The sequence below is a fragment of the Rufibacter latericius genome, assembly GCF_003721515.1.
Taxonomy (GTDB): Bacteria; Bacteroidota; Bacteroidia; order Cytophagales; family Hymenobacteraceae; genus Nibribacter; species Nibribacter latericius.
In genome coordinates this window covers 155,699-172,007 of record NZ_RJJD01000002.1, presented here as the reverse complement: position 1 = coordinate 172,007, position 16,309 = coordinate 155,699, and the positions used below count along the sequence as shown (strand labels likewise).

General features: G+C 49.8%; 15 protein-coding genes. 10 read left to right on the top strand and 5 right to left on the bottom strand.

The genetic code is table 11. The features are described 5' to 3' along the window. Nucleotides 1-363: 363 nt before the first annotated feature. From EFB08_RS04650 to EFB08_RS04630, 5 genes are all read left to right on the top strand, one after another. The gene (locus tag EFB08_RS04650) at nt 364-1,872 is read left to right on the top strand and encodes a malate:quinone oxidoreductase (protein WP_123125764.1); all 1,509 of its coding nucleotides are present in this window, start codon (nt 364-366) and stop codon (nt 1,870-1,872) included. A 527-nt stretch (nt 1,873-2,399) separates the two neighbouring features. Next, entirely contained in the window at nt 2,400-3,218 is an 819-nt protein-coding gene (locus EFB08_RS04645; RefSeq protein ID WP_125077646.1) for a hypothetical protein, read from the top strand. Then, nucleotides 3,215-3,580 (top strand): hypothetical protein, encoded by a 366-nt coding sequence (locus tag EFB08_RS04640; RefSeq protein WP_123125762.1) that lies wholly within the window; start codon nt 3,215-3,217, stop codon nt 3,578-3,580. Before EFB08_RS04645 ends, EFB08_RS04640 begins: the two co-directional genes overlap by 4 nt. Nucleotides 3,581-3,677: 97 nt before the next feature. Next, a complete protein-coding gene (locus tag EFB08_RS04635; protein WP_123125761.1) occupies nt 3,678-5,642 on the top strand; it encodes an AAA domain-containing protein in 1,965 nt (654 codons plus the stop codon). Between the two features lie 250 nt (nt 5,643-5,892). Continuing rightward, nucleotides 5,893-6,405, top strand: coding sequence for an FKBP-type peptidyl-prolyl cis-trans isomerase (locus EFB08_RS04630; RefSeq protein WP_123125760.1), 513 nt, complete (start codon nt 5,893-5,895; stop codon nt 6,403-6,405). A gap of 136 nt (nt 6,406-6,541) precedes the next feature. On the opposite strand, the gene EFB08_RS04625 is transcribed toward EFB08_RS04630, so the two are convergent. After that, complete coding sequence (locus EFB08_RS04625) at nt 6,542-7,135, bottom strand: acyl carrier protein phosphodiesterase (RefSeq protein ID WP_123125759.1); 594 nt, start codon at nt 7,133-7,135, stop codon at nt 6,542-6,544. A 118-nt stretch (nt 7,136-7,253) separates the two neighbouring features. Here EFB08_RS04625 and EFB08_RS04620 point away from each other — a divergent pair, with 118 nt between their 5' ends. The 4 genes from EFB08_RS04620 (at nt 7,254) to EFB08_RS04605 (ending at nt 12,186) form a co-directional block, all read left to right on the top strand. Further along, nucleotides 7,254-7,757 carry a pyridoxamine 5'-phosphate oxidase family protein gene (locus EFB08_RS04620; protein ID WP_123125758.1) on the top strand — a complete coding sequence of 168 codons (504 nt, stop codon included), beginning with the start codon at nt 7,254-7,256 and terminating at the stop codon, nt 7,755-7,757. Nucleotides 7,758-7,877: 120 nt separating this feature from the next. Then, entirely contained in the window at nt 7,878-8,603 is a 726-nt protein-coding gene (locus tag EFB08_RS04615) for a spheroidene monooxygenase (RefSeq protein ID WP_123125757.1), read from the top strand. 404 nt (nt 8,604-9,007) lie between these two features. Further along, nucleotides 9,008-11,779: a leucine--tRNA ligase gene (gene leuS / locus EFB08_RS04610; RefSeq protein WP_123125756.1), complete on the top strand. Its 2,772-nt coding sequence runs from the start codon at nt 9,008-9,010 to the stop codon at nt 11,777-11,779. Between the two features lie 122 nt (nt 11,780-11,901). Continuing rightward, complete coding sequence (locus EFB08_RS04605) at nt 11,902-12,186, top strand: hypothetical protein (RefSeq protein WP_123125755.1); 285 nt, start codon at nt 11,902-11,904, stop codon at nt 12,184-12,186. Between the two features lie 6 nt (nt 12,187-12,192). On the opposite strand, the gene EFB08_RS04600 is transcribed toward EFB08_RS04605, so the two are convergent. From EFB08_RS04600 to ispG, 3 genes are all read right to left on the bottom strand, one after another. Continuing rightward, nucleotides 12,193-12,546, bottom strand: a complete 354-nt coding sequence (locus tag EFB08_RS04600) for an MmcQ/YjbR family DNA-binding protein (protein ID WP_123125966.1) — start codon at nt 12,544-12,546, stop codon at nt 12,193-12,195. 80 nt (nt 12,547-12,626) lie between these two features. Further along, nucleotides 12,627-12,797, bottom strand: a complete 171-nt coding sequence (locus tag EFB08_RS23430) for a DUF6728 family protein (RefSeq protein WP_165864802.1) — start codon at nt 12,795-12,797, stop codon at nt 12,627-12,629. A gap of 87 nt (nt 12,798-12,884) precedes the next feature. Beyond that, the gene (ispG, locus tag EFB08_RS04595; RefSeq protein WP_227006215.1) at nt 12,885-14,894 is read right to left on the bottom strand and encodes a (E)-4-hydroxy-3-methylbut-2-enyl-diphosphate synthase; all 2,010 of its coding nucleotides are present in this window, start codon (nt 14,892-14,894) and stop codon (nt 12,885-12,887) included. Between the two features lie 367 nt (nt 14,895-15,261). Here ispG and EFB08_RS04590 point away from each other — a divergent pair, with 367 nt between their 5' ends. Continuing rightward, entirely contained in the window at nt 15,262-15,744 is a 483-nt protein-coding gene (locus tag EFB08_RS04590; RefSeq protein ID WP_123125754.1) for a hypothetical protein, read from the top strand. Between the two features lie 91 nt (nt 15,745-15,835). Here EFB08_RS04590 and EFB08_RS04585 read toward each other — a convergent pair whose 3' ends face one another. Further along, a complete protein-coding gene (locus EFB08_RS04585; protein ID WP_123125753.1) occupies nt 15,836-16,210 on the bottom strand; it encodes a hypothetical protein in 375 nt (124 codons plus the stop codon). Nucleotides 16,211-16,309: the final 99 nt, after the last annotated feature.

Below are 16,309 nucleotides of genomic sequence, written 5' to 3'. Positions count from 1 at the left end.
AGCCTTAAAAATTGAAGAAACGGGTACCTGCATAAACCACAAATATTAAGCCAATACTATATTAAATCGGCCATTCTTTAGATCTTAAAAACATCTTCAAGCAAAACCAATTTTAATTGTTTTAATGCCTTTCATTAAGAAGGGATTTTCGGAGGCACAGTCAAATAGATAGCAACTTTCAGGCGGTATACCACTCATCTTAATCTAGTGTACCTATCAAAGTAATAGTCAAAGGCTAAAATCATTCTTAGTCTTCCCAGGGGAGTTCATTATCAGAAGTTCCGTTCATTTTACAACTTCCTTTTTGGGCAAAACACTTTCTGTTGGTTTCTTCGTACTCTAGGAAGTACATAAAAGGAAATCATGGACAAAATAGTAACCGAACCAGATGTAGTGTTGATTGGCGCTGGTATTATGAGCGCCACTTTAGGCGTGATGCTGAAGCAACTGCAACCGGATCTGACAATAGAAATATACGAGCGCTTAGACGAGGTTGCCTCTGAGAGTTCAGATGCCTGGAACAACGCAGGTACCGGTCACTCGGCCTTCTGCGAGCTGAATTATACCCCCGAAAAGGCAGATGGTTCTATTGATATCTCTAAAGCCGATGTCATTGCCGAGTGGTTTGAGCAGTCTCGCCAGTTTTGGGCGTACCTGGTTGAAAGAGGCATTCTAGCCGACCCTAAGATGTTCATCAGAAGCGTGCCGCACATGAGCTTTGTCTGGGGTGAAAAGAACGTGTCTTTCCTGCGCAAACGCTACCAGGCCATGACCACATCTCCCCTCTTCCAGGGGATGCAATACTCAGAGGATTATGACCAACTCACCGAGTGGATGCCTCTCATCATGAAAGGCCGCAATCCCAAGGAGAAAGTGGCCGCTACCCGCATGGAAGTGGGTACTGATGTGAACTTCGGCTGCCTGACCCGTCAACTGTTCAAGCACCTGAAAGAAATGGGCGGCGTTGAGCTGTACCGCAACCATGAGGTTCGTTCCTTCCGGCACAAAGACGATGGCTTGTGGCGCGTGAGAATCAAAGACCTGACTACCGGCCAAAAACGCCGTGCCCGTACAAAATTCGTGTTCATTGGCGCTGGTGGTGGCTCATTGCCCCTTCTGCTGGCTTCAGGAATTCCCGAAGGAAAAGGCTTCGGAGGTTTCCCCGTGAGTGGCCAGTGGCTTAAATGCACCAACCCAGAAGTCATTGCGCAACACCAGGCTAAGGTCTACGGAAAAGCAGCCGTGGGCTCTCCGCCCATGTCTGTACCCCACTTAGACACCCGGGTGATCAATGGAGAAAAAGCCCTTCTTTTCGGACCTTACGCTGGTTTTACGACCAAATTCCTGAAAAAAGGCTCTTTCTTTGATTTGCCTTTCTCTATCAAAATGAACAACCTCCGGCCGATGTTGGCCGCCGGGTATACCAATATTCCGCTTACCAAATACCTCATCAATCAGGTAAGGCAATCGCCGGAGGATCGTTTAGAGGCCCTTCGGGAATACGTGCCAACTGCCCGGGCAGAGGATTGGGAACTAGAAGTTGCCGGTCAACGCGTACAGGTAATCAAGAAAGACCCGAAACGCGGTGGCGTCTTAGAATTTGGAACCGAGGTGGTGAGTGCGGCCGATGGCTCTATTGCCGCTTTGTTGGGGGCTTCTCCCGGGGCTTCCACCGCGGTGTCCATCATGGTGAACCTCATCAACAAGTGTTTCCCTCAGAAAGCGAAATCTCCTGAGTGGCAGAACAAGATAAAGGAAATGATTCCTTCTTTCGGGGTTCACTTGGACGACAATCCTCAGCTATGTGAAGAGTTAAGGGCCCACACCAGCCGGGTCCTTCAGTTACAGGAGCCGCATCCGGTTCAACGATAATTAAAATAAAAAGCCTCAGAAATTCTTCTGGGGCTTTTTATTTTGGTTGCCAAAAAAGAGGCCGGCTGCCTAGTTAAACCTTTAAGTGCATGGTGGATAACTGATTAGTCTGCGAAATCTTTGTCCTAACTCATTTGCTTTTTGGACCTTCTTTTATAAACCTAAATCAAAAGCAACCAACCTTACTTTTTATAAATTATTGCGTTTGCCCAATTAGAATTTCTGAACCTTTATTGATAAAATTTCTTCTTCGTAAACCCCATACTACACGCATCAACCAGACATGAAATTGAAATATTTTCATATCTTAGTGTTATTTACCTACAATCCTCCTGTTTGCTGATGGTGTAAGGTTTTAGATACCTTTGTACCTGTCATGAGAAACAAGCTTAAGGAAGTAGACCTGGAAGAAGAAAGGAAGGCTTCTGTCGTTTTTTGGCGTAATTTTACAAAACTTAATTCTTTAGTACGAAGTTTGCCATAGGGGTAGAATCCTGTTTGAGTTTTATTAGTTGCCTATTAAATTTATGAAGATCGTTTTCCCTGCCCTGCTCACTTTTAGTATGCTGTTACCTTATGGGACAACAATGGCCCAAACCTTGGCGACACCTCCGGCTGGCAGTCAGGCGGCCCCGGTTGTGAAGAAACAAGATTCCAACATGGGCGCGAAGGTGAATGCCCTCATAAAAAAGCAGAAACCTGCCACTCCTAGTCCTTCACCAGCACCGGCTAAGACCACGGCGGCTCAGGCAAACCAGGAAACTACTCAGCCAACCCCAGCAAAGGCCGATACTACCCGGCAAAAGCCTTCTCAGGTAACGCAAAGACTATCTAAGGTTGATCGGCTCATCACCGAGCGGGAGCAATTGGTATTGAAGTATGACTACCTAAAAACCCAGGGAAACAACTTTTGGGGCAAAGCATCCAAAGAAGACTTGCTGGCTGTGGTGGAAGCCTTGAAAGAAGTACTGCAGAAAGATGAGCAGATCATTCAGGCGGTTGAGCAAGCTAACCTGGAAACCCGTAGGGCTGTAGCCAAGCGTGCCGCCGAGTTGGAAGCCGAATCAAAGAAACTGAACAGTCAGGTACAAGGCGATAAACGGGTAATCACCGATAATATCTATGACCTGAAGTCCTCGTTGTCCAATGCCCAAAATCTGCTTAGAAACAAAGACCGCAAGGTAAAGGATCTGGAAGAGGAACTGCAAACCTCAAAAGACGCCAAATTCGAGCACGATGCCATTGCCGCTTTCTTCGCTTTCCTATGCATAGGTTTGGTGGTCTATATTGTACGGCTGAGAAACCAATTGTCCAGCATCCGTGATGAGAATCACGTGAAGGCATGAGTGAACGCCTGGTACCGGCCGCCAAGTACCTGACCTATACCGAGGCTATCGGGCTGTACAATGCTCTTACCCTTGTAGGCGTAATGGCATTAGTCAAAACCTGCGGTCCTCCCAGCCTTCCCTTCGGAGATGGTCTGTATTACCAACTTCAGCTTCAGAAAAAAGACCTAGCCGCGGCCCAACCTGTTTTAGAGGAGTTTTCCCAGAAACAAGCCCAAATCAAAAATGAGGCGCAAACCTGCCCTAGGTGCGGCTCCGTATACGTATGGCCTGAAGGCAAATTGCCCTGGTGGAAAAAGGTAATCTACGCGGGCACTACCGTGTATAAATGCCAGGACTGCGGCCATTCATTCTTTGCGTAGCAATCGTATTTAGAAGCAGGAAGCACAGTTCAAGAGATAGGCTCATGTACTTTGTTATTCCTGATACCGATGTGTGCTACGTGACACCACAACAACAATGGATAAAATTTTAAACGAATTACTAGACGTGCGGGCGCTCCTGAAACTGGAGCAGGACGAAGACCGCAAGCAGTATCAACTCAAAAACGCCCAAACCAGCATCACCGAACGCAAACGCCTGGGCATCTGCTGGTACCCGGTGAACGTGATCAAACAACAGGTGGGATTTGGCAACAAGATGGTGGTGGAACTGGAGCGCATCTCCGGCCGAGACCAATTGCACATGTTCCAGGCCGGTTCTTCGGCGGCGTTGTTTACCAACGGCGAGGGCGGAACCCTCAACGGCGTGGTGCTGGAAGTAAAACGGAACAAACTGCGCCTGGCTACCTCCCGCGAAGACCTCCCCGATTGGATTGAAGGCGGCTCCCGCATGGGCGTGGAATTGACCTTTGACGAGGTGAGCTACCGCGAGATGGAGTTTGCCCTCATGAAGGTGATGGAAGCCCAGAAGACCCGTCTGGCTCAACTGCGCGATATTATTTTAGGAGCCGAACCTGCCATCTTCCGCCGCGAGCGCGACTTCTCTCCTATCCCTGCTTTGAATGATTCGCAGAATGCAGCCGTGCGCAACATCATGCAAGCCAAAGATGTGGCCATCATCCATGGCCCCCCTGGCACCGGAAAAACCACCACGCTGGTACAGGCAATTCTACAGACTTTGGCAGCCGGAGAGAAAAAACTTTTGGTTACAGCCCCTAGCAACACCGCCGTGGATTTACTCACCGAAAAGCTGGCCGAACAAGGAGTCAATGTGATTCGCATCGGAAATCCATCACGGGTATCGGAGGTGCTGTTGGAGCATACCCTCGATTCCCAGATCATGCACCACCGAGACTACAAGCAACTGAAGAAACTTCGGAAAACGGCTCAGGAATACAAGGCCATGGCGGGGCAGTTCAAGCGTAACTTCGGACACGAAGAGCGGCAGCAGCGTCAGTTCATGAAAGAGGAAAGCAAACGCATCCTGGACCAAGCAGACGACATTGAAGACTACATCACCGAGGATCTACTGGACCACGTGGAGGTGATTACCTGTACCCTGGTGGGTTCGGCTAACCGTGCTATCCGGCACTTGCAGTATGATACCGTATTCATCGATGAAGCCGCCCAGGCCCTGGAACCAGCCTGCTGGATTCCTATTACCCGTGCCAACCGGGTGGTACTGGCCGGTGACCATCATCAGTTACCGCCCACGGTGAAATCCATTGCCGCTGAGCGGGGCGGCTTGGCCCGGACCCTGTTTGAGAAGTGCATTGAACGCCAACCCGAGACCGCCGTGATGCTCACCACTCAGTACCGCATGCACGAACACATCATGGGCTTTTCAAACGGTCAGTTCTACCGCGGTGAGTTGCAGGCCCACGAAAGTGTGCGCACCGCCACCCTCCCAGATGTGCACCCGGTGTTTGAACCCGGCCTAATTGTAGAATTTATTGATACGGCTGGTTGCGGCTTCAACGACCAAACCATTGGCGAAGGCAGCAGTACGGCAAACCCAGAGGAGGCTGATGTCCTGATCAAGCATTTGCTAAACCTGCTCATGCCGTACGAGCCTGTAGGCAAAGACGAAGAGTTACTCGAGAAACCCCTTCGTATAGGCATTATCTCGCCCTACCGCGCCCAGATCAATTACCTGAACGACCAGGTAGAGCATCAGCCCAAATTAGCGGCCATGCAGGCAAGAAGACAACTTTCAGTGGGTACGGTAGACTCCTTCCAGGGTCAGGAACGCGACATCATTTACATCAGTATGGTGCGCAGCAACCCAGAAGGTGAAATAGGGTTCCTGGCGGATATCCGGCGGATGAACGTAGCCATGACTAGGGGCAAAAAGAAAATGGTAATTGTAGGTGACAGCGCCACGTTGGGGCAACATCCTTTTTACCAGGAATTCCTGACTTACGCCGAAAACATTGGAGCCTACCGAAGCGCCTGGGAACTGATCTCCACCGACCTCGAATAAATCCTTTGCCGCAACCGTTTCGTTAGAGGCATTATAAGTAGACGTGGTTTGACGGTTTTTTATGAAAAGCTGACCTGATCTCAAATAAGGTAATGGGCTTCCTGTTTCCGGCTTTAATTTACAAAAACCGCTAAAAAACAGAACAGACAGGTTTCTTTCAACTGGTTCTTCGTAACAATTTGCTTTAAGGCATGGTACTTACCACTGAATATTTACCTTTACATTCTATCATTTATAAACCTATCACCAAATGAAAATAGAAGAGAACAAAGTGGTGTCGCTCACCTACGAGCTACGCGTTACCAACGAAGAAGGCGAAGACACCCTGGTGGAGACCGCCGACGAAGAAAATCCAATGGTCTTTTTGTTTGGTGTAAGCGGCCTGCCGGAGAAATTTGAGCAGGAACTGGAAGGGAAATCAGCCGGCGATTCCTTTAAATTCACGGTAGCTTCTGATGAAGGTTACGGCGATTTAGATGAGTCTGCCATTGTTCCCGTTCCGAAGAATGTGTTTGAGGTAGAAGGAAAAATAGACGAAGACATGGTACAGGTAGGCAACTACATTCCTATGTCTGACAACGAAGGAAACCACATGCAGGGCCGCATTGTGAGCGTAGAGCAAGACCACGTACTCATGGACTTCAACCACCCGCTTGCCGGCATGGACATGCACTTTGAAGGAAAAGTGATCAGCGTACGCGAAGCCACTAAAGAGGAAATCTCCCACGGCCACGTGCACGGCGAAGGCGGCCATCATCATTAATCGAAAGAAAAAAAATTTAGGTAGTCTTCTCCCTTGACTTCCTGATCTTGGAATATAAAAGGCGAACCCATATAGGTTCGCCTTTTTCGTTTATACCTTGTTTTCTGAAAAACACCCCTAAAACGATCCTTCAGTTCTATCTATCACTGATAAGAAGAATCTCCTGGCGTACATACTCTTGCAGTTCTGGAAAAAACCGATCGAATTCTTGCTGGTATAAAGGGTAATTCACCTCGAGTTCCTCTCCTGCACTTTCCATGTTTGATTCAAAAGTCGTTCGTCGGCTCAAACCAGTTAATGCTCTGGTGATACCGGTAATCTGAGCGTAAGACACCAGCCAGTTCTGGTTGACCATGTACGGAAGAAAATGCTGCACGCGCTCTGGAAGCAAGTCGTCCCTATTCAAAATCTGGTGATAAGCCTCAGCGGCAAAGGAATTAAGGGGAACAGAACTGTATTGGAGGAACCCCGAAGCCAGAAAATGATCATAGAAAACATCGGCGACTACCCCGGCGTACTTCCTGAATTTGGGGCGAAGTCGGTCCTTGGTTTGGGCCACCACCGGGTGCGAATCGGTGAAGGCATCTATTTGGCGGTGGAGTTTGATTCCTTGTTGCACCCGCGATGGGTAAAGCAAAATCTGGGCCCCGCGCACGCTGTCGGCAATGAAGTTTCCCAGACGCAGGTCTTCATCATTACCGGAAAGAAATAAGTGGGCGAGGTAGTTCAAAGTAAACGTTTAAACCAAAGGTACGGATTCTGGTTATGAAGGATCAAAGGGCGGCAAAAGGAACCCTAGCAAAGGACCGCCCGTATTCTTTTAAAGCATTTAATGACCTAATCTAACTATGGAAAACCAACAAAGCCAGAAACAGGGAGACCTGCAAGCCCTGATAAGCAAAATCAAAGACATAGATACCGCCATGTTCAGCACCGTGGAGCCCGATGGCACCATCCGGTCACGGCCCATGCGCCACATGACCGTTCAGGAAGACGGTACCATCTGGTTCTTCACCGGATACGAGTCGGGCAAGTCACATGAGATCAAACAAGACAGCCACGTGAACCTGAGCTACGCCAAACCCAATGATACCTTGTATGTATCGGTGTCTGGCCACGCACAGATCCTTCGGGATCAACAGAAAATAGACGAGCTGTGGAATCCTGCCCTGAAAGCCTGGTTCCCCGATGGGAAAGAAGACCCGAATATCGGCCTGATAAAAGTTACCATTGACCAGGCCGAGTACTGGGATACCCCCAATAGTGCCGTAGTGCACCTCTACGGAGTGGTTAAGGCAGCCCTGACCGGAGAGCCCGCCAAACCCGGGGAAAACAAAAAGATCAATTTATAGTTCTTAGATCCGAAAGGGAGTTTCGGCTCCCTTTTTTCTTGCCCTTTCGGTAGTTTGTTCCGCTCCCACTTTTGGGCTACTTTTAGAAAAACAGACTCTAAACAAATCATCTCACACGGCTTGACACCAACCACTCCTTCCTCCCCTGTCCATACCACCTTAACCCTTTTTGGCATAAAATCTGGTCACTGGCGCTGGGGACTGGCCCAGATGGGCACCTCAGTACGGCCGTTGCAGAAAGTTAAAGGCCTGAAGTTTTTCAAGTTGCTAGGCAGTGGAAAGGGCCGTGGTTTCAGCCTATCTCCCAACTGGTACCGGTACGGGCTCATGGCCACTTGGGAAAGCCCATTTGCCGCCGAGGATTTCTTTCAGGGCCACCCGCTTTTAGAGGACTACAGGCAGCATACCGAAGAGCAGTACACCCTGGCCCTGCAGCCTTTGCAAGCGCATGGGTTGTGGAGCGGCCAGAATCCCTTCACCCAAGAAACACAACCATCTCCGGCCAATGCTCCTATTGCCGTGCTTACCCGCGCCTCCATCCGACTGACGAAAGCCATCGACTTTTGGAAAAACGTGCCGAAAGCCAGCAAAAGCCTGGACCATGCCGAAGGACTACTTGCTTCCATTGGGTTGGGCGAAGCGCCATTCATCAGGCAAGCCACCTTCAGCCTATGGCGGGACGAAACCAGCATGAAGGCGTACGCATACCGACAAGCCGCGCACCGTGAGGTCATTAAACGCACCCGCTCACAAGGCTGGTATTCTGAGGAATTGTTTGCCCGTTTTACGCCTCTTTCCAGTAAAGGCACCTGGAACGGAGTAGATCCGCTGGCGGGTTTGCTATAGTTGGAGGAAAGGCTCGCAGGTCCTCCAGACGCTACGGGGGCATGGGATCAGCACCCATGCCAGAAACTTCGTTTTAAACCTGCTTTTCAGAAAATAGGCCTTAAACGCAAAATCCTGTGAGCTTTTGGAATCTTCAAAGGTTTAGCCACCCACTTCGCAGCAGACCCCTGCTCAAAAGACCTGGTAGTGTGCGCAGCTCCTGCCAGCGTCTATGTCAATTAAATTATCTCCCGCTTTTGACCTGTTTTCATAAAAACGGGCTTCAAACACCAATTCCTTCTCTGTAGGTAAGGCTTAAGAGAAATTCCCTACTTTTGCAGGTAACAATTTCTGGTACCCGGTACCCTTCATTGTTACTATAAAGAACCTAACCTGCGCATACGACGCAAACAATACGAAAATCCATGTCAGAGTACGACTACCGATCCATTGAGCAGAAGTGGCAGCGCTTCTGGAGCGAAAACAAAACCTTCAAAACCGAGATAGATACCTCTAAACCGAAGTTCTATTCGCTTGACATGTTCCCGTATCCGTCGGGGGCCGGTCTGCACGTAGGGCACCCGCTGGGGTACATCGCCTCTGACATCGTGAGCCGTTACAAGCGCTTAAAAGGCTTCAACGTGCTGCATCCAATGGGTTTCGATTCGTTTGGCTTGCCCGCTGAGCAGTACGCCATTCAGACCGGACAGCACCCAGCGGTGACCACTAAGCAGAACATTGAGCGCTACATTGAACAGCTGAACAACCTGGGCTTCTCCTTCGACTGGGACCGCGAGGTACGCACCTCAGATCCCAGCTACTACAAGTGGACCCAGTGGATCTTCATGCAGCTCTTCAACAGTTGGTACAACTACGCCACAGACAAAGCCGAGCCCATTGACACGCTAATTTCTGAGCTGAAGATGCGCGGCAACACCCAGGTGAACGCCGCCTGCGACGAAGACACCCCACACGTGACTGCCGATGCCTGGGCTCGTCTGTCTGAGAAAGAGCAACAAGACTTCCTGCTGAAATACCGCCTGACTTTCCTGTCCGAGGCCGTGGTGAACTGGTGTCCGCAGTTGGGTACCGTTTTAGCGAATGACGAGGTAAAAGACGGCGTTTCGGAGCGTGGGGGGTACCCGGTAGAGCGGAAGCTCATGAAACAATGGATGATGCGCATCACTGCCTATGCAGAGCGCCTGTTGCAGGGTCTGGAAACCATTGACTGGCCCGAGCCGGTGAAAGAGATGCAGCGCAACTGGATCGGGAAATCGGTTGGGGCGGAACTGCATTTCGCTCTTGATGGCCACGGGAACAAACACATCACAGTTTTCACCACCCGCATTGACACCATCTTTGGGGCTAGTTTCGTGGTTTTGGCCCCGGAACACGAATACGTGGAGGAACTCACCACCCCAGAGCAACGCACCGAGGTAGAGGAATACGTATCCTGGGCCAAGAACCGCTCTGAGCGCGACCGCATGTCTGACGTAAAGCACGTCACCGGAACCTTCACCGGTTCTTACGCCATCAACCCAATCTCGGGGGAGAAAATCCCGGTTTGGATCGCTGATTACGTGCTGGCAGGTTACGGAACCGGCGCTGTAATGGCTGTACCGGGCCACGACACCCGTGACTACGCCTTTGCTAAGAAATTCAACCTACCCATTCCGGAAGTAGTAGCCGGTGGTGACTTAAGCAAAGAAGCCTTCGCCGCCAAAGAAGGAAAAATCATCAACTCTGATTTCCTCAACGGTTTAGAAGTAAAGGACGCCATTAAAGCAGGTATTCAGCGTGCCGAAGAACTGGGTGTAGGCAAAGCCCGCATCAACTACCGCATGCGCGATGCCGTGTTCGGACGTCAGCGCTATTGGGGAGAGCCTGTGCCCGTGTATTACAAAGACGGCATTCCGGCCCTGTTGGAAGAAAGCGAGCTTCCGTTGGTGTTGCCTGAGGTAGATGCCTACCTTCCTACCGAAACCGGTGAGCCTCCGTTGGGCCGTGCCCATGATTGGAAATACCGTGGAGAATTCGAGTATGAACTGAGCACCATGCCCGGTTGGGCGGGTTCCAGCTGGTACTGGTACCGCTACATGGATGCCCAGAATGACCAGGAGTTCGCCAGCAAAAAAGCCATTGATTACTGGCAGAACGTGGATCTATACATTGGTGGTTCAGAGCACGCTACAGGTCACCTCCTCTACTCCCGCTTCTGGAACAAATTCTTGTTTGACCTGGGGTTAGTGAACCAGGAAGAGCCGTTCAAAAAGCTGATCAACCAGGGAATGATTCAGGGACGGTCTAATTTTGTGTACCGCATCAAAGACTCAAATACCTTTGTTTCCTTGGGGCTGAAGGACCAACACGAAGTAACTGCCCTGCACGTAGACGTGAACATCGTGGAGAACGATGTTCTGGATTTGGAGAAATTCAAAGCCTGGCGACCAGATTTTGCAGATGCAGAATTCCTTCTGGAGGATGGAAAATATGTAGTGGGCGTTGAAATCGAGAAGATGTCCAAATCCAAGCACAACGTGGTGAACCCCGATGTACTGGTGGAGGAATACGGCGCCGATTCCCTACGCATGTACGAGATGTTCCTGGGACCTTTGGAGCAGTTTAAACCTTGGAACACCAACGGAATGGACGGCGTGTACAAGTTCCTGCGCCGTTTCTGGAAACTTTTCTTTGACGAACAAGGAAACTGGGCGGTTACGGACGAGCAGCCAACCCCAGCCGAACTGAAGTCACTGCACAAGACCATCAAGAAAGTGGAGGAAGACATTGAGCGGTTCTCCTTCGGGACCAGCGTGAGCCAGTTCATGATCTGCGTGAATGAGCTTACCGCTTTGAAAACGAAAAAACAGGCTATTCTGGAACCGTTGACTATCGCTTTGGCGCCTTACGCCCCGCACATTTCCGAAGAACTTTGGAGCCGTTTGGGTCATTCAGAAAGCATCACCTACGCTGCCTTCCCTGAATGGAAAGAGGAATACCTGACCGAAAGCACCTTTGATTACCCAATCTCGGTGAACGGAAAAGTAAAAACCAAACTGACCTTCGACCTGAAAACTTCTAAAGAAGATGTAGAGAGAGAGGTGCTGGCTTCAGAGCAGGTGCAGAAACTCCTGGAAGGCAAACCGGTTAAGAAAGTGATTGTGGTGCCTGGTAAAATTGTAAACGTAGTGATCTAACGTTTCAGGCCCTATTTCTGGAAAACAGGCCTAAAAGGGAAAGAAATCGCCCGGTTCTTCTTGAGCCGGGCGATTTCTTTTAAGGGATTTACAGGAATCGTACTTTTTCCTATCTTACCTTCATGAACAAACGATACGATCTTCTCCTGGGCTTTGCCTTGTTACTGGCAGTGACTACGGGTTATTTCTTTAACAAAAACCAGTACTTTCACGCCACCACTGGAGAGGAAATAAGCCGCACCGTTTACAAGGGCCTGGAAAACAAAACTAAATGGCGGGAAGAATGGCACTTTAACTATGAAGCTGGCTTCACGGCTGGTTTGGCTACCTTGGGCCTTGGTTTGGTTTTTTTCGGGTTGGTAGGAAGAAGCCGCAAAAAAAAGCTACCCGTTAAGCTAGTTGATTAGTTTTCCTTAAAAAACTAACTCCAGCTTTACCTTCTTCGGCAAACCGGCCACTACCAAGTCATAGGAATGGTCAATGAGTTCGGTCATCAGTCCCATGGGCAGAAAAGCCTCCGGCAAAATGGTATTCCAATGTTTTTTGCTCATGTGGTAACCTTCCTGAATGGCCGGATATTGCTCTCTAAGCTCAACGGCTCGCTCTGGGTCGCATTTAAGCGCCACTCCGCCGGCGTAATTAGACAAACTGCACAGGGCAAACATTTTACCAGCCACTTTGAAGACCAGCGTATCCTGGTCAAAAGGAAGGGTTTCTTCTACGTGTGGTTTGCTGAGGCAATACTCTCTTAATTCCTCTATGTTCATGGGTGGGAAGGTAAAGAAAAAGAGCCACCTGCCCAAGAAAGGCAGATGGCTCTTTTGTATCAAAAATCTTCAGGAGAAGATTAACGCGTCATCAGTTTAATCACCAGGTACACCAGACCGCACAGGAACATCAGCATAGACACCTTGTTGATGGTGTGCATGGTGCGCAGGTTGAAGTTGGTTTTACGGTTAGGGTCTTTCTTCCGGAAGAAATAGGTTGCCACTTCAGTGAAATCAAAAAGGCCTTTCATATCTTGTATCTACAGGTTAGTGAACGTCTTTATAGTATGAGAACAATCTTAAGAGCGGAATGATTTACCCAAGACCGAATATATTCCTTATATCTCTGCCCCTACCGGCTCATTCCAATTCCCGTCTTCCCGGATCAACTCGATCAATTCATCTACCGCCCGCTCCTCAGGAACCGATTTCTTAATGACCGTTTGTCCGCGGTACAAGGCAATTTTGCCTTTGCCCACGCCCACGTAACCATAATCGGCATCGGCCATTTCACCGGGCCCGTTCACGATGCAGCCCATGATGCCTATCTTCACGCCTTTTAAGTGGTCGGTGCGTTTGCGGATCATGGCTGTAGTTTCCTGAAGGTCAAATAAGGTACGTCCGCAGCTAGGGCAACTGATGTACTCGGTTTTGCTCATGCGCGTGCGGGCCGCCTGTAGAATCCCGAAGGCAAGTTTGTTCAGGCCTTCCAGGGTATAACCCCATTCTTCTTTGGTACGGTAACTCAGATCCTGGGTGCTTAACAGAACGCCATCCCCGAAACCGTCAATGAGCAACCCGCCTACATCGGTGGCGGCGTAAAGCTGCACTTGCTCATCGGTGAGGTCTTCGAAGGAACGCTTCACGATCACCGGTACCGGTTGCTGCTGGTTCATGAGCCGGATGAAGGCTTTGCGCTGCTCGGGCATGGCGTGCTCGTTTTCCGTTTCCAGGATCAACACCACATCCGGCCGATTATGAAGCGTTTCTATGAAATCGTTCGTTAACTGGCCCAAGGACACCTGAATGAAGTTCAGCTGCGGGTGCCAGGTTCCGGCGGTCTCAAACTGCACGGTGGTGTACAGCGGATAGCGGTCTTCGCGCTGTTCGGCCTCCAGCCAGGCGGTATAATCCACAATCTCCTTCAGGCCGTTGGGCAACATAAACGAAATGGGTGAACTGCCGGTGTACACGTAATCAGCGCCCTGGTCAGACATGTGGAACTTGTCTAGCGACACCGAATAAATATGGCCTACCGGCCGAAGGTCTTCGTAAGTGATTTCCTCCAAACGGCTTAAATCTGCTACTACGCGGGGCACGTTATGGCCGCCCAGGTTCAATACCTCGCGCGTTTCGCGCCGGTGGTACTGAATTGGATTATAAGGTAAGTTGCAAATGGGTTTGATAGGGGTATGTCCGGCACGAGTGGCGTACCGGTCAATCAACATTTTAGCAACCGGAGCTTCCAACTCAGGAGCCTCGGTCAATGAAACGCGCACGGTGTCCCCTAACCCATCTTCCAGCAACGTACCAATGCCCACGGCAGATTTTATTCTTCCGTCTTCGCCCTCCCCGGCCTCCGTCACGCCCAAGTGAAGCGGATAAGGTTGTAGGCCTTCCTCCTCCAATTTCTGCACCAGCAAGCGGTAAGCCTGCACCATCACTTGGGTATTGCTGGCTTTCATGGAAAGCACCACATCATAATAGTTCAGGTCCTCGCAGATACGCAGGAACTCCAAAGCGCTTTCCACCATCCCCAGCGGGGTGTCGCCGTAGCGGCTGAGAATGCGGTCAGACAAAGAACCGTGGTTTGTGCCAATGCGCATGGCGGTACCGTACTCTTTACAGATGTTCACCAGCGGCGTAAAGCGTTCACGTATCCGGTCCAGCTCGGCCTGATACGTGGCATCTGTGTATTCTATGGTCTGAAATTTCTTTTTGTCAGCGTAATTTCCGGGGTTCACGCGCACTTTCTCCACCAGACGGGCAGCCAGTTCGGCGGCATTGGGCGTGAAGTGAATGTCTGCGATGAGCGGAACGGAATAGCCCCGGGCGCGGAGTTCTTTCTTGATGTTGCCCAGGTTCTCGGCCTCTTTCACGCTGGGCGCGGTAATGCGCACGTACTCGCAACCGGCCTCCACCATCCGGATGACCTGTTCTACAGAACCCATCGTGTCCATGGTGTCTACCGTGGTCATGGATTGAACCCTGATGGGATTATCACCACCCATGGCAACCTCCCCGATGCGCACTTCGCGGGAAATTCTTCGGGTATAATTCGTGAGACTTGGACAATAGATTCCGCCCAGGGAAAGGAATTCTGAGTTCATGGGAAATAATGTTTCCATACTTCTTTAACCAAGGGCTAAACCAGTTTGTTCAGCCCTTCTTCTGTAAAAGTACAACGTTTTTCTGAGCTGCACTGCTATCCTAGCCTCCAGCATACCACCCAAAAGGTAGCTTTTACCCGGTCTAAAAAGGAATTGTGCCTTTTTAGGCTTGTTTTCTGAAAACCTTGGGAAAACAAGTAAATCTATGGTTCAGAAAGGATACCTAGCTCATTATCAAGCCTTAGAGATAGGTAAGTTCAAGGTTTTTGCCTTATTTAGAACCCGCCAGTTGGTTTTACATCTTACCTGCACCATTAAAAACCAGAAAAAGGGGTAACACACCTGTTACTTAAGGCGTAAAACTTTACCTAAACCAACACCAACTATGTCTCTACTGTTTTTATCCCAAAGTCAACGCCAGGTAACTGCTTTGCTCCGGAAGGCAGGAATGGACAAGATCAACATCCCCGACACCATTCAACTAACCCGTGAAACCGCCGAAACCTGGCTTCACCAGGAAATGGAACAAGGCAACCTTCCCCTGGTTTCCCAGATGGTGAAAGACAACTGCCTGGGCAAGGACTCCCACTTTCTCTTCGATGAACTGAAAGACATGGTGGTTGCCAAGTACATCATTCGCATGGGAATGGATTACAACACCGCTTCTAAAACTGCGGAGGTGATTTTACCATTTATCCTGAAATTACTGGTGGAACTGATGCAGAAAAACCCCATGTTCAGGATGTGGTGGGAAACCATGGACTTGCGCAAGCACCTGCCCAGCAAAGAAGAAATCAAGTCAAAAATCAGGACGGTGGGTAAGTCTTTTACCGGTAATTCCTCTTCTGAGAACGGGGCTTTCGCCTGATTCCTTTTCTGTTTTAGGCCTGTTAAAACGTAAAGGGCTTTAAACCAAAGCCTAAATTTATAGCAGACCAAGACTACCGAATTCCCTGGGATTACTCCTGGTTTGCGTTACCTTCTCTTAACAGGGAATCTTCGGTGGAAGCGTTTGCTTCCCCCTGCTCTTTCAGGCGATCAATCCGGTTCGCAATCCGTTGGTGAATGCCATTATCTTTCAGGTAAGTTTGCTGGTCAAGTTCAAAATCTGCCGGGTTGAAGTCCTGGGCAAGTTCATGCAGCTGGAAGATGTAGGTGTCAATGCGGTTGATAGCCTCGGACACAAACTCACTGGCGTGGTCATTTTCCTCAGACAAGCCTGCTTTTACATCTTCGGCTTGCCTAATTTCCGTTTGGATTACCGAGGCTGGGGTACTGCCCTTCAAGCGTTCAGCATCTAAGCGCTTTTTAAATTCCGGGATATCAAAGTCCATTGGGGTACAGGTTGGAAACGTACAAGATTGTTTCCTCGATACGTTTTCTCTTGGAAGGAGTTAAGCCAGAGCCCTTGAACAAAGCCCCTATTTACCCGT

What these genes read in the sequence shown, in the direction of transcription:
- EFB08_RS04650 (WP_123125764.1), top strand. Translation starts at nt 364, where the DNA reads ATGGACAAAATAGTAACCGAACCAGATGTAGTGTTGATTGGCGCTGGT.
- EFB08_RS04605 (WP_123125755.1), top strand. Translation starts at nt 11,902, where the DNA reads ATGAACAAACGATACGATCTTCTCCTGGGCTTTGCCTTGTTACTGGCA.
- EFB08_RS04630 (WP_123125760.1), top strand. Translation starts at nt 5,893, where the DNA reads ATGAAAATAGAAGAGAACAAAGTGGTGTCGCTCACCTACGAGCTACGC.
- EFB08_RS04640 (WP_123125762.1), top strand. Translation starts at nt 3,215, where the DNA reads ATGAGTGAACGCCTGGTACCGGCCGCCAAGTACCTGACCTATACCGAG.
- EFB08_RS04645 (WP_125077646.1), top strand. Translation starts at nt 2,400, where the DNA reads ATGAAGATCGTTTTCCCTGCCCTGCTCACTTTTAGTATGCTGTTACCT.
- EFB08_RS04635 (WP_123125761.1), top strand. Translation starts at nt 3,678, where the DNA reads ATGGATAAAATTTTAAACGAATTACTAGACGTGCGGGCGCTCCTGAAA.
- EFB08_RS04590 (WP_123125754.1), top strand. Translation starts at nt 15,262, where the DNA reads ATGTCTCTACTGTTTTTATCCCAAAGTCAACGCCAGGTAACTGCTTTG.
- leuS (WP_123125756.1), top strand. Translation starts at nt 9,008, where the DNA reads ATGTCAGAGTACGACTACCGATCCATTGAGCAGAAGTGGCAGCGCTTC.
- EFB08_RS04620 (WP_123125758.1), top strand. Translation starts at nt 7,254, where the DNA reads ATGGAAAACCAACAAAGCCAGAAACAGGGAGACCTGCAAGCCCTGATA.
- EFB08_RS04585 (WP_123125753.1), bottom strand. Translation starts at nt 16,210, where the DNA reads ATGGACTTTGATATCCCGGAATTTAAAAAGCGCTTAGATGCTGAACGC.
- EFB08_RS04600 (WP_123125966.1), bottom strand. Translation starts at nt 12,546, where the DNA reads ATGAACATAGAGGAATTAAGAGAGTATTGCCTCAGCAAACCACACGTA.
- ispG (WP_227006215.1), bottom strand. Translation starts at nt 14,894, where the DNA reads ATGGAAACATTATTTCCCATGAACTCAGAATTCCTTTCCCTGGGCGGA.
- EFB08_RS23430 (WP_165864802.1), bottom strand. Translation starts at nt 12,797, where the DNA reads ATGAAAGGCCTTTTTGATTTCACTGAAGTGGCAACCTATTTCTTCCGG.